Below are 12792 nucleotides of genomic sequence, written 5' to 3'. Positions count from 1 at the left end.
TGATGACTGAGCGTTTTAGCTCGCATGATTAATTTTGTGGATAACAGATAGCAAATACCACAGGGTTTGCTATCTGCTTGAAAGGATATATGTATGACAAACCCATTACCGACGGATGCAATGGATCAACAACAGCATCTTGAGCGTCTGCAAGCCGCAGACAAGCAGCATTTTATCCACCCATTTACCGATTCAAAGGGGTTAGCCGAAAAAGGTACTCGGGTGATAGAGCGTGCTGATGGCGTGTATTTGTGGGACATCATGGGCCATAAGTTGCTAGATGCAATGGCAGGTTTGTGGTGTGTAAACGTCGGTTATGGTCGTCAGTCAATTGTTGATGCCGCCAGTAAACAAATGCAGAAACTGCCTTTTTATAATAGTTTCTTCCAATGTTCACATCCACCCGCTATTGAATTGGCGCAAAAAATTGCTTCGTTAGCACCAGCACACATGAACAATGTGTTTTTTACTGGGTCTGGTTCTGAATCAAATGACACCAATTTACGTATGGTGCGACGTTACTGGGATTTAAAAGGCAAACCAAGCAAGAAAACCATCATTAGCCGCGACAATGCTTATCATGGTTCTACCGTTGCAGGTGCGAGTTTAGGCGGAATGTCTGGCATGCATGAACAAGGTGATTTACCTATACCTGGGGTGGTGCATATTGCGCAACCTTATTGGTATGCCGAGGGTAACGGTTTATCTCCAGAAGAATTTGGATTAAAAACGGCGCAGGCACTTGAAGCCAAAATTATTGAGTTAGGTGAAGATAATGTCGCTGCGTTTATTGCAGAGCCGTTTCAAGGGGCGGGTGGGGTGATTATTCCTCCATCGACTTACTGGCCTGAAATTAAACGTATTTTAGCTAAGTACGATATTTTATTCATTCTTGACGAAGTGATCAGCGGCTTTGGTCGTACCGGGAAATGGTTTGCGGCAGAATATTTTGATTTACAGCCTGATTTGATCACTATCGCTAAAGGCATGACCTCTGGTTACGTGCCAATGGGTGGGGTTATTGTGTCAGACAAAGTGGCAGATGTGATTAAGCAAGATGGTGGTGAATTTACCCATGGTTTTACTTATTCAGGTCATCCCGTTGCCGCTGCTGCAGCATTAGAAAATATTCGTATTATTGAGCAGGAAAACTTAGTTGAACGTGTGGCTAATGATACCTCACCGTATTTACAGTCGCGCTTACAAGAGTTGGCTCAACATCCATTAGTGGGTGAAGTGCGTGGCATTGGTTTAGTGGCCGCCATTGAGTTAGTCAAAGACAAATCTTCGCATCAACGCTTTGATGCCAAAGTTGGCGTGGGAACCTTTTGTCGTGATGCGTGTATTGCTCATGGTTTAGTGATGCGTTCAGTTGGCGACACTATGATTATTTCGCCGCCGTTAATCATCAGTCACAGTGAGATAGATGAGTTAGTCACCAAAGCAACACAAGCATTAGATGATACTTATCAATACGTAAAAGGATTGGAATAAGCATTTAGCTACCGAATGCTTATTTAATAGAGTGATTTTTTATCAATGGTATTTAAGCGATCTTATTATCGAAAATGTTGTTGATAAAAACTGCAAAATTATGGGAGCGTATGCCGTTGCTGTAATCATACCGATGCGTAGTAAAGTTGTAGCATTGGATAATTTCTTTCAATAGAAAGAAGATTTACACGCTGGTATAGCTAGCGAAAAAACGAAAGTCAGTACCATTCTGACCATTATCCAAAAAGGGAGACAGTATGAAGCTACTAAACAAACTATCCACATTGGCCCTCATTACAGCGAGTGTGTTGTCAAGCGCTGCTATTCAGGCCGAGGAAGTGGTCAAAATGTACAATTGGTCGGATTATATTGCCGAAGATACTCTCGCCAACTTTGAAAAAGAAACCGGTATTCATGTTATTTATGACGTGTTTGATAGTAATGAAGTGCTCGAAGCTAAATTACTTTCTGGCCACAGCGGCTATGACATTGTGGTGCCGTCAAATCATTTTTTAGCTAAGCAAATTAAAGCCGGTGCTTTTCAAAAGTTAGATCGCGCTAAGTTGACTAATTACGCCAACTTAAAGCCAGATTTAATGAAGCAATTACAAAAAGCTGACCCTGATAATCAATATGCTATCCCTTATTTATGGGGCACAAACGGCATTGGATACAACATCGACAAAGTTAAAGCGGTATTAGGCGAAGATGCACCTTTTGATTCTTTAGAGCTTATTTTTAATCCTAAATACGCTGAAAAAATTGGAACTTGTGGTTTCGCAATGCTTGATTCTGCCGATGATATGTTACCTCAAGCACTGATTTATTTAGGCCTAGACCCTAACAGTAAAAATGCTGCTGATTATGAAAAAGCCGCTGAAGTATTGGAGAAAGTACGTCCGTATATTACTTACTTCCATTCATCACGTTATATTTCTGACTTAGCAAACGGTGATATCTGTGTTGCGTTTGGTTTCTCTGGTGACGTTTTCCAGGCTGCAGCTCGTGCTGATGAAGCCGGTAATGGCAATAAAATTGGCTATTCTATTCCAAAAGAAGGCGCCAACTTATGGTTTGATATGTTAGCGATTCCAAAAGATGCCACTAACGTTGATAACGCCCTTAAACTGATGAATTATTTACTTCGCCCTGAAGTGATTGCTCCTATCAGTAACTATGTTGCTTACGCGAACCCTAATATACCTGCGCAAGCGTTAGTCGATGAAGCCATTCGTAACGATCCAGCCATTTACCCACCACAGTCGGTAATTGATAAGTTGTACATTGGTGATATTCGTCCATTAAAAATTCAACGTGTTGCGACACGTGCTTGGACCAAAGTGAAGTCAGGCCAATAACCTTACTCACTCAGACTCAGGGCGGGTTAACTCGCCCTGTTTATTCAACAGTATTGATGTATTTATTGGCTAATTTAGCCACTTTAACAGATTGTTACGTGTGCCTTAAAACAGGCTGTTCTGTTGCGGTACGCATACTCCAAAAAGGCGGAGCAGTATTATGGTAAACACCTCGGGCGTCACCAATAAACCAACCACAAAGACGCAAGACAAAGTACTGCTTAAGATAGATCGTGTAAGCAAACTTTTCGATGATGTGCGTGCGGTAGACGATGTATCGTTAACCATCAACAGTGGAGAAATATTTGCGCTATTGGGTGGTTCGGGTTCTGGTAAGTCAACGTTACTACGCATATTAGCGGGCTTTGAAAAGCCAACCGAAGGACGTATTTTTCTTGATGGTGTCGACATTACTGATATGCCACCGTACGAACGTCCTATTAATATGATGTTTCAATCCTATGCTTTATTCCCACACATGACCGTTGAGCAAAATATTGCTTTCGGACTCAAGCAAGACAAAATGCCTAAGGCTGATATTGCTGCACGCGTAAAAGAAATGCTTAAACTAGTGCACATGGAAAAATACGGTAAACGTAAACCACAACAATTGTCTGGTGGACAACGTCAGCGTGTCGCATTAGCTCGCTCGTTAGCTAAACGACCTAAGCTGTTATTACTCGATGAGCCAATGGGTGCATTAGATAAAAAGCTGCGTACCCAAATGCAGTTAGAAGTGGTCGATATTTTAGAGGCTGTAGGTGTAACGTGCGTGATGGTAACCCACGACCAAGAAGAAGCCATGACCATGGCCGGCCGCATTTCTATTATGCACGAAGGTTGGATTGCTCAAACCGGTAGCCCTATGGATATTTACGAGTCACCAGCCAGCCGCTTGGTGGCAGAATTTATTGGTACGGTTAATTTGTTCGAAGGCGAGATTACTGAAGATGAAGTTGACCACGCCATTATTAAGTCTCCGACCTTATCGCAACCGTTTTATATTGGTCACGGTATTTCAACCAGCCTAGAAAACAAAAATGTATTTTTGGCTTTACGCCCAGAGAAAACCATTATTACTCGCCAGAAGCCAGAAGGTGATTACAACTGGGCCCATGGTGTAGTGCATGATATTGCTTATCTTGGTGGCTTGTCTGTGTATTACATTAAGTTAAAAAACAACCAAATTGTACAATGCTCAATGATTAACCGTGAACGCCGCGCCGACCATCCAACATGGGAAGATGAGGTGTATATCAGTTGGGAAGACAGCAGCGGGGTTGTATTACACTCATGAAGAATCCACTGAAAATAATTAAAGGTCGATATCTCACCATGGGGGTGCCATACCTGTGGTTGTTGATGTTCTTTGCCTTACCGTTTGCCATTGTATTAAAGCTGAGCTTTTCTACTGCGGCTATTGCTATTCCACCTTACGAAGCCACATTTAGCTATATTGATGAATTGCTAAATATTTCATTGAACATGGGTAACTATTTACTGTTACTACAAGATTCAATGTATTACATGGCATATTTATCATCATTAAAAATGGCGTTAATATCCACAATCGGTTGCTTAATTCTGGGCTTCCCAATGGCATATGCTATTGCTAGAGCACCAGCACGTTTACAAACGGTATTCCTTTTATTGGTGATGTTGCCATCATGGACGTCATTTTTAATTCGTATTTATGCGTGGATGGGCATTTTAAGTAACAACGGTCTAATTAATAACACCTTAATGTGGCTAGGCCTGACGTCTGAACCCATTCAAATGCTCAATACTAATTTTGCCGTATATATTGGGATTATCTACGCTTATTTGCCCTTTATGATCCTGCCGCTATACGCCACCTTAGTTAAATTGGATTTAAGCCTGATTGAGGCTGCATCTGATTTAGGTTCAAGTAGTTTCAATACGTTTTGGAAAATCACCTTACCCTTATCAATGGGCGGCGTGATTGCGGGTTCAATGTTGGTCTTTATTCCTGCTGTTGGTGAGTTTGTTATTCCTGAATTATTGGGCGGACCAGATACATTAATGATCGGTAAAGTGTTATGGCAAGAATTCTTTAATAACCGCGATTGGCCTGTGGCTTCATCATTAGCGATTGTTATGTTGGCATTATTGATTATCCCTATTACGTTATTCCACCGTTATCAATCACGTGGTATGGAGAACGATGTATGAAGAAGCTAAGTTTCTCTAAAGTGATGTTGTGGTTTGGTTTACTGTTTTTGTATGTGCCGATGTTTATTTTGATCATCTATTCGTTTAACGAATCTAAATTAGTCACAGTCTGGGGCGGGTTTTCGCCAAAATGGTACGGTGAACTATTACAAGACGATCAAATATTAGGTGCGGTATGGACCAGTTTACGTATTGCATTCTACAGTGCTTCAATGGCAGTGATTATCGGCACAATGGCTGCGTTTGTGATGACGCGTTTTCGCCGCTCTTGGGCCAAGCTAACCTTGTCTAACATGATCACCGCACCTTTGGTTATGCCTGAGGTTATCACCGGTTTGTCATTGTTATTGTTATTTGTCGAAATGTCAGAGATCTTTGGCTGGCCAGCAGAACGCGGCATGTTAACGGTGTGGATTGCACACTCAACTTTCTGTGCTGCTTATGTAGCGGTGGTGGTGTCGTCAAGGTTACGTGAATTGGACTTATCAATTGAAGAAGCGGCTATGGACTTGGGTGCAACGCGACTAAAAACATTCTTCTTAATCACTGTACCGATGATTTCTCCAGCGTTAATTGCTGGTTGGTTTTTGTCATTTAGTTTGTCTTTAGATGATTTAGTTATTGCCAGCTTTGCTTCCGGACCTGGCGCAACAACCTTGCCTATGGTGGTGTTCTCGTCGGTTCGTTTAGGGGTATCACCTAAAATTAATGCGCTGGCGACTATTATTATCTTAAGTGTGTCTTTGCTAGCGTTCTTGTCATGGTATTTGGCGCGTCGTTCAGAACGAAAAGCCAAAGAGGCAATGGAGTAACAAACAGCACTATGATCGCCAAAAGCCATGCTGTTAAGTGTGGCTTTTTTTTCAATAACGGAGATTTTAGTGTTAAATATATTGTACAAAGTGTAAAAAATTGCACTTTAAATGCTAGTGTTTAAATTTGCTTAAGTGTACGATGAGTCAGTTGTATTTTGTTTTGAAACTATAAAGGAAGCGCTATGTCCGCCACACCTCACGCTAGTTCATATTATGCTGCGTCGGCCAATGATAAAGTCGAACGCCCTCGCTTAGAATCTTCAATAGAAACCGATGTTTGTATCATTGGTGCGGGATATACCGGGCTATCATCAGCGCTGCATTTATTAGAGAGCGGCATGAAAGTGGTTATCTTAGAAGCGGCCCGAATTGGTTGGGGCGCATCGGGTCGTAACGGCGGGCAAATTGTTAACTCATTCAGTCGTGATATCGACAGTATTGAAAAGGTCGTTGGCAAAGAGCAAGGCAAGTTATTTGGGCAAATGGCCTTTGAAGGTGGGCAGATAATTCGTGATCGTATTGCCAAATATAATATCGATTGTGATTTAAAAGATGGTGGTGTTTTTGCAGCACTTAATGCCAAACAAATGGGCCATCTAGCGTCGCAGAAAAAGTTATGGGAAGCCCATGGTCATAACAATCACTTAGAAATGCTTGATCAAGATGGCATACGTAATGTGGTTAATACCGACCTATATGTTGGCGGTTTACTTGATAAAAGCGGCGGCCATATTCATCCCCTAAACCTTGCATTAGGTGAAGCCCGTGCAGTGGAATCGTTAGGTGGTCTGATATTTGAAGATTCAGCGGTGATTAAAGTGGATGATGGTGCATCACCAGTAGTTCACACAGCGCAAGGGAAAGTTAAATGTAAATTTGTGGTGGTGGCTGGTAATGCTTATTTGGGTAAGTTATTGCCTGAGTTACAAGCTAAATCAATGCCTTGTGGTACGCAAGTTATCACAACAGAACCACTGTCAGATGAAATTGCTGCGAGTTTATTGCCGCAAGACTATTGCATTGAAGATTGTAATTATCTGCTGGATTACTACCGTCTATCTGGCGATAAACGCCTTATTTTTGGTGGCGGGGTAGTTTATGGTGCGCGTGATCCGGCCAACGTTGAAGCCTTGATTATGCCTAAGTTATTAAAGACATTCCCACAGTTAAAAGGGATAAAAGTTGATTATGCTTGGACAGGTAACTTTTTAATGACCTTGTCCCGTCTGCCACAAGTGGGCCGTATTGGACACAATATTTATTATTCGCAAGGCTGCAGTGGGCACGGAGTTACCTATACTCATTTAGCGGGCAAATTAATTGCCGAAATGCTCAATGGTCAAGCCACACGTTTTGATGCCTTTGCTGCATTACCACATTATCCATTCCCTGGTGGTCACGCAATGCGTGTACCGTTTAGCGCCATTGGTGCTTGGTATTATACCTTGCGTGATAAGTTCGGGATTTAATATTGAGTGATTGCCGAGTGATCACCTATTTATTGTTAACTGATTATTAAGATAATTATTTTCGAATTACTAGGAGCTTATTGTGATTTTACATGATCCAAGCTTATTGCATGAACAATGTTATATCGATGGCCTGTGGTTGAGTGCAAACAGCGGTGAAACCGTTGCCATATCTAATCCTGCCACCCTAGAACTCATTGGGCATGTGCCTGTTATGGGTGAAGCAGAAACCGACGCTGCCATCACAGCCGCTAATAATGCTTTACCAGCATGGCGAGCACTTACCGCAAAAGAACGTAGCCAGAAATTGCGCCGTTGGTTTGAGTTAATGCATGAAAATGCTGAAGACCTAGCGTTGATGATGACGACAGAACAAGGTAAACCGTTAGCGGAATCAAGGGGTGAAGTCACTTATGCCGCTTCGTTTATCGAGTGGTTTGCTGAAGAAGCGAAACGTATTTATGGTGAAACGATTCCGGGACATCAAGCCGATAAAAGACTGACAGTGATTAAACAACCTGTTGGCGTAACCGCGGCGATAACACCGTGGAATTTCCCGGCAGCAATGATCACCCGTAAAGCAGGTCCTGCACTTGCCGCAGGCTGTACTATGGTGGTTAAACCTGCGCCGCAAACTCCGTTTACCGCATTAGCACTCGCTGAGCTTGCACATCGTGCGGGCATTCCTGCTGGGGTATTTAGTGTGATTACCGGTGACGCGATAGCGATTGGTAATACCCTATGCGCAAGCCCTATTGTGCGTAAGTTATCATTTACCGGATCAACTGCGGTAGGGATTAAGTTGATGGAGCAATGTGCTCCAACACTCAAAAAACTGTCACTTGAGCTAGGTGGTAATGCGCCGTTTATTGTCTTTAATGATGCAGATATTGATGCCGCAGTTGATGGCGCGATGATTGCTAAATATCGAAATGCCGGCCAAACCTGTGTATGCGCCAACCGTATTTATGTGCAATCTGGCGTGTATGAGCAGTTCACGCAAAAGTTCGCAGCTGCGGTTGCTAAACTCAGTGTAGGTAATGGTGTTGATGATGGTGTTACTACTGGGCCATTAATTAATGCCGACGCAGTGGCTAAAGTACAACGTCATTTAGCTGATGCTGTTGCTAAAGGTGCAAGTATCGTCACTGGCGGTAATATTCATAGCTTAGGTGGCTTTTTCTTCGAACCGACTATTTTACGTGACGTTGATAAGTCGATGTTGGTGGCAAGAGAAGAGACATTTGGCCCATTAGCACCATTGTTTAAATTCGACTCGGTAGATGACGTTATCAAACAAGCTAACGATACTGAATTTGGCTTAGCTGCTTACTTTTATGGTCGTGATATTTCACTGGTCTATAAAGTGGCTGAAGCGCTCGAGTACGGAATGGTGGGTGTTAACACTGGATTAATCTCGACTGAAGTGGCTCCTTTTGGTGGCATTAAATCGTCTGGGTTAGGCCGCGAAGGTTCTAAGTTTGGTATCGACGAATACCTAGAAATGAAATATATCTGCATGTCAGTTTAAGAGGGCGGGCTATGACTAAAACAAATGATGGATTAATGGCGCGTCGCCAAGCGGCAGTGGCTCAAGGTGTAGGACAAATTCACCCTATTTTTACTGAACGTGCTGAAAATGCCACAGTATGGGATGTTGAAGGCCGTGAATATATAGATTTTGCGGGTGGTATTGCGGTTCTCAATACGGGTCATTTACACCCTAAAGTCAAAGCGGCTGTTGCTTCACAGTTGGATGCATTTTCACATACTTGTTTTATGGTATTGGGTTATGAAAGTTACATCGAAGTGTGCGAAAAACTTAACTATTTGGTACCGGGTGATTTTGCTAAAAAAACGGCTTTATTTACCAGTGGCTCTGAAGCCGTAGAAAACGCGGTAAAAGTGGCCCGTGCTTACACTAAACGTGCAGGCGTTATTGCATTTACTGCAGGCTATCATGGCAGAACGATTGCTGCGCTAGCGTTAACGGGTAAAGTTGCGCCTTACAGTAAAGGCATGGGCTTAATGTCTGCCAATGTTTTTCGTGCCGAATTCCCCTGTGAAATGCATGGTGTATCTGAAGATGACGCCATGGCGTCGATTGAACGTATCTTTAAAAATGATGCTGAGCCTGCTGACATTGCCGCTATTATTTTAGAACCAGTGCAAGGTGAGGGTGGTTTTTACGCTGTGACACCATCATTTATGAAGCGCTTACGTGAGTTATGTGACAATCACGGCATAGTATTAATTGCCGATGAAGTGCAAAGCGGTGCAGGCCGCACAGGAACCTTTTTTGCCATGGAGCAAATGGGGGTTTCGGCAGATATTACCACTTTTGCTAAGTCTATTGCAGGTGGTTTTCCGCTGTCAGGTATTACGGGTAAAGCGGAAATTATGGATGCAGTAACCGCAGGAGGCTTAGGCGGCACTTATGGTGGTAGTCCTATTGCCTGTGCTGCGGCATTAGCAGTGATTGAAGTGTTTGAAGAAGAGCAATTATTGGCTAGAGCTAATGATGTAGGTAATCGGCTTAAGTCGGCATTAACCAATATGCAGGCTAAGTATTCACAAATTGCAGATGTTCGTGGCTTAGGTGCGATGATTGCCATTGAATTGATGGAAGATGGTGAACCTGCTCCACAATACAGCGGTAAAATTTTAGCCGAAGCTCGTAACCGTGGTCTCATTTTATTGTCTTGTGGCACATACGGTAACGTCATTCGCGTGTTGGTACCTTTAACGGCACCAGATGAACAAATTGATGCTGGTCTTGCGATAATGGATGCTACATTTCAAACGGTGTTTAAATAGTTAGTCTATTTTTGATGTGAGTTAATAAAATCCCGCTGTTAGTGGGATTTTTTTTTAGCATTAATTCTTATCTCGACTATTCGCTTTCCCTTAGCGTTGCGATTTATAATACCGCTTAGCTGAATTAGTTCGTCAGCAGCATTTACAGCTTGGACGTTTTAGTACTTAAGTTTCTAAAAATAGTATTTACACCATTCAAAGGTGGCTAAAGTGCCATCTTTACCATTATGATCGTGGCTTACATTGAATAACAAAATATTATGACTGAATTTATTGCGCCACCCTGTGACGGGGTTATTGAAGTGTTATATCAAGACGAACATTTATTGTTGATCAATAAGCCGACAGGATTATTGAGCCTTTCGGGGAAAAATCCATTAAACAAGGACTCGGTACACTATCGTTTAGTACAAGACTTTCCCACAGCTACGTTAGTACACCGATTGGATTTTGGTACCTCTGGCATCATGCTTGTGGCGTTAAACAAAGTGGTTAATGGACTATTAACGAAACAGTTTCAGCAGCGCACTGTTAGCAAAAAATATACTGCTGTGTTGCATGGTGACTTAATTAACGACCTCGGTGATATTGAGTTGCCGATAGCTAAAGATAGTGAGCATTTTCCACTAATGAAAATTTGCCACAGCACTGGCAAACCTGCATTAAGTCAATATCAAGTGATTAGCCGTCACCCACAAAGACTATGTACTCGAGTGTGTTTTACCCCTATTACAGGTAGAACTCACCAGTTACGGTTACATAGCCAGCAAATTGGTCATCCAATATTAGGTTGTGATTTATACCGTAATGAAAATTCGCAGCAGATGTCAGATAGACTAATGCTACATGCTACTGTTTTATCATTTACTCATCCTTTAACAGAACAACGAATTGATTTTGTGTGTTCAAGTCCGTTTTAACTTGTTAAATATTTGACTATTAAAGTGACAAACTGATTTGAGTATGATGAAAACTGATGCATAATCAATCCTCTATTAATTTTTTATAGGTTCATCCGTATGTTGATTTCTTGGTTGGATGCTCTAGCTTTAAGCATATTTTTAGGCAGTTGGATAGGATATACCAGTTTTGCACGTCGTAAAGCCAAAAATACCAATTGCATCGCCCGCGTAATGCATCAACAACGTATTCATTGGATGTCTCAAGTTATAACTAAAGAAGTCCGTGTTGGAGATGCGGCTTTATTGGGCAATTTAGAACGTAATATTGCTTTTTTTGCCTCAAGTACATTGCTGGTACTTGCCGGGGTGTTAACACTTTTCTCTCAAGTTGAAAAACTTGAAACCGTTATAGGTTCTATTCCTTATACTGCATCGCCTAATCATGCCTTGATACAGGTTAAACTCGCTCTTTTGGCGAGTATTTTTGTGCTGGCTTTTTTCCAATTTACTTGGTCTATGCGTCAATATGGTTTTGTGAATATTATGATTGGTGCGGTGCCGTTAGACAAAACTGGAACCGATGAAACTGCTTTAGGCTACGCAAGGCAAGTCGCTGTGGTGCAAGACCAAGCTGCACATTCTTATAATTATGGCCTCCGCTCATACTATTACTCTATGGCTGCATTGTGTTGGTTTATGCATCCGGGAATGCTTATTTTTTCCAGCTTATTTGTCGTGTACACCCTGTATCAGCGTGAATTTAATTCTAAGGCAGTAGTGGCTATTACGGCTGCACAAGCCTATTTAGAAAATAATCCCTCATATATCCGTCGTGATTAAGTGATGGCTGTTTCTTGATACGGTATTGTTTGTGTCTACTGTAGGTAGTTATTTTAACCTACTCAACATCATGACGAGATTAAAAAACACCTGGCATTTTGATTGTGTTATTTGCTCAAGAATTGTCTTAAATTTGCGTATAAAATCTCGTTTGTCGCAAGGGAGGAGAAGAATTTGTCATTTTGATACCTGAAGCCACTTCTGATACCGTTTTTAAGAATATCGATCAAATACGCAATAAAATATCCTTGATGAACTTCGTTCCTGTAGACCGATTAACTTTTAGTGCTGGGATGGCAACTCTTGGCGCAGATGAATCTTTCAAAGAGTGGTTCCAAAGAGCGGATCGTGCCTTGTATACCGCCAAAGGTTCAGGCAGAAACTGTATTGTAGTGGATTAAATAATTCGCGAGAAAGCTAAGAAAAATACAAGAGCAAGGTTTAAATCAATAACCTTGGTTTTAACTTAAGTTGAATGGCTGGTTATAAGCGAATCATTTAAGTTGAACACACCTCTAAGAAAGCGTGAAGGCAGCACATCATTATTTATTTTGGTATATAGGCTTAGAAAATATCTAAAGGCTAACAATCAACATTCACTGCTATTACCTTACAAGGCCCCACGACAATACCCATTTCACTAGATACGAAAAAGCCGTAGTAGGTATTAACCTACTACGGCTTATCTAAATTGGTGGCCCCTCACAGACTTGAACTGTGGACCTGACGATTATGAGTCGTATGCTCTAACCAGCTGAGCTAAGGGGCCGACTTAAGGTAGTCGTCACTATCGAAAGCGGATGGAAGTATACGAAGTTTGTTGGCAGTTGTCACCCGTGTTTTAGCTACTATTTACTTATCTTGTTTCAATTGGTTATCTGTTAAGCAATTTTTGGCATTTAGA

Annotated in this window: 11 protein-coding genes and 1 tRNA gene; 11 read left to right on the top strand and 1 reads right to left on the bottom strand. The window is 41.9% G+C overall.

Going from position 1 to position 12792, the window contains the following annotated elements; translation table 11 throughout:
- The first annotated feature begins 93 nt into the window (after window positions 1-93).
- The 11 genes from FCN25_RS04750 to FCN25_RS04695 all read left to right on the top strand — a co-directional run bounded on the left by FCN25_RS04750 (window position 94) and on the right by FCN25_RS04695 (window position 12289).
- Window positions 94-1494 (top strand): aspartate aminotransferase family protein, encoded by a 1401-nt coding sequence (locus tag FCN25_RS04750; RefSeq protein ID WP_137222461.1) that lies wholly within the window; start codon window positions 94-96, stop codon window positions 1492-1494.
- Between the two features lie 257 nt (window positions 1495-1751).
- Window positions 1752-2852: a polyamine ABC transporter substrate-binding protein gene (locus FCN25_RS04745; RefSeq protein WP_137222459.1), complete on the top strand. Its 1101-nt coding sequence runs from the start codon at window positions 1752-1754 to the stop codon at window positions 2850-2852.
- Window positions 2853-3012: 160 nt separating this feature from the next.
- On the top strand, window positions 3013-4149 hold the full coding sequence (gene potA, locus FCN25_RS04735; RefSeq protein ID WP_137222455.1) for a polyamine ABC transporter ATP-binding protein: 1137 nt from the start codon (window positions 3013-3015) through the stop codon (window positions 4147-4149).
- Window positions 4146-5045 (top strand): ABC transporter permease subunit, encoded by a 900-nt coding sequence (locus tag FCN25_RS04730; protein WP_137222453.1) that lies wholly within the window; start codon window positions 4146-4148, stop codon window positions 5043-5045. Before potA ends, FCN25_RS04730 begins: the two co-directional genes overlap by 4 nt.
- Window positions 5042-5857 carry an ABC transporter permease subunit gene (locus FCN25_RS04725; protein WP_137222451.1) on the top strand — a complete coding sequence of 272 codons (816 nt, stop codon included), beginning with the start codon at window positions 5042-5044 and terminating at the stop codon, window positions 5855-5857. Before FCN25_RS04730 ends, FCN25_RS04725 begins: the two co-directional genes overlap by 4 nt.
- A gap of 185 nt (window positions 5858-6042) precedes the next feature.
- The gene (locus FCN25_RS04720) at window positions 6043-7329 is read left to right on the top strand and encodes an FAD-binding oxidoreductase (protein ID WP_137222449.1); all 1287 of its coding nucleotides are present in this window, start codon (window positions 6043-6045) and stop codon (window positions 7327-7329) included.
- An 82-nt stretch (window positions 7330-7411) separates the two neighbouring features.
- A complete protein-coding gene (gene gabD / locus FCN25_RS04715; RefSeq protein ID WP_137222447.1) occupies window positions 7412-8860 on the top strand; it encodes an NADP-dependent succinate-semialdehyde dehydrogenase in 1449 nt (482 codons plus the stop codon).
- Between the two features lie 11 nt (window positions 8861-8871).
- The gene (gabT, locus tag FCN25_RS04710; RefSeq protein ID WP_137222445.1) at window positions 8872-10146 is read left to right on the top strand and encodes a 4-aminobutyrate--2-oxoglutarate transaminase; all 1275 of its coding nucleotides are present in this window, start codon (window positions 8872-8874) and stop codon (window positions 10144-10146) included.
- A 260-nt stretch (window positions 10147-10406) separates the two neighbouring features.
- Window positions 10407-11066 (top strand): RluA family pseudouridine synthase, encoded by a 660-nt coding sequence (locus FCN25_RS04705; RefSeq protein ID WP_137222443.1) that lies wholly within the window; start codon window positions 10407-10409, stop codon window positions 11064-11066.
- A gap of 99 nt (window positions 11067-11165) precedes the next feature.
- Window positions 11166-11888, top strand: coding sequence for a DUF599 domain-containing protein (locus FCN25_RS04700; protein ID WP_137222441.1), 723 nt, complete (start codon window positions 11166-11168; stop codon window positions 11886-11888).
- 182 nt (window positions 11889-12070) lie between these two features.
- Window positions 12071-12289 carry a diguanylate cyclase gene (locus FCN25_RS04695; protein ID WP_217495330.1) on the top strand — a complete coding sequence of 73 codons (219 nt, stop codon included), beginning with the start codon at window positions 12071-12073 and terminating at the stop codon, window positions 12287-12289.
- 291 nt (window positions 12290-12580) lie between these two features.
- Here FCN25_RS04695 and FCN25_RS04690 read toward each other — a convergent pair.
- A tRNA-Ile gene (locus FCN25_RS04690) sits at window positions 12581-12657 on the bottom strand.
- Window positions 12658-12792: the final 135 nt, after the last annotated feature.

It is taken from the genome of Shewanella sp. MEBiC00475 (assembly GCF_005234075.1).
In the GTDB taxonomy this organism is placed as follows: Bacteria; Pseudomonadota; Gammaproteobacteria; order Enterobacterales; family Shewanellaceae; genus Shewanella; species Shewanella polaris.
The sequence above is the reverse complement of the archived record's forward strand: the minus strand, read 5'-3'. Positions and strand labels throughout refer to the sequence as shown.

What these genes read in the sequence shown, in the direction of transcription:
- FCN25_RS04720 (WP_137222449.1), top strand. Translation starts at nt 6,043, where the DNA reads ATGTCCGCCACACCTCACGCTAGTTCATATTATGCTGCGTCGGCCAAT.
- FCN25_RS04725 (WP_137222451.1), top strand. Translation starts at nt 5,042, where the DNA reads ATGAAGAAGCTAAGTTTCTCTAAAGTGATGTTGTGGTTTGGTTTACTG.
- FCN25_RS04730 (WP_137222453.1), top strand. Translation starts at nt 4,146, where the DNA reads ATGAAGAATCCACTGAAAATAATTAAAGGTCGATATCTCACCATGGGG.
- FCN25_RS04705 (WP_137222443.1), top strand. Translation starts at nt 10,407, where the DNA reads ATGACTGAATTTATTGCGCCACCCTGTGACGGGGTTATTGAAGTGTTA.
- FCN25_RS04745 (WP_137222459.1), top strand. Translation starts at nt 1,752, where the DNA reads ATGAAGCTACTAAACAAACTATCCACATTGGCCCTCATTACAGCGAGT.
- FCN25_RS04750 (WP_137222461.1), top strand. Translation starts at nt 94, where the DNA reads ATGACAAACCCATTACCGACGGATGCAATGGATCAACAACAGCATCTT.
- FCN25_RS04700 (WP_137222441.1), top strand. Translation starts at nt 11,166, where the DNA reads ATGTTGATTTCTTGGTTGGATGCTCTAGCTTTAAGCATATTTTTAGGC.
- gabT (WP_137222445.1), top strand. Translation starts at nt 8,872, where the DNA reads ATGACTAAAACAAATGATGGATTAATGGCGCGTCGCCAAGCGGCAGTG.
- potA (WP_137222455.1), top strand. Translation starts at nt 3,013, where the DNA reads ATGGTAAACACCTCGGGCGTCACCAATAAACCAACCACAAAGACGCAA.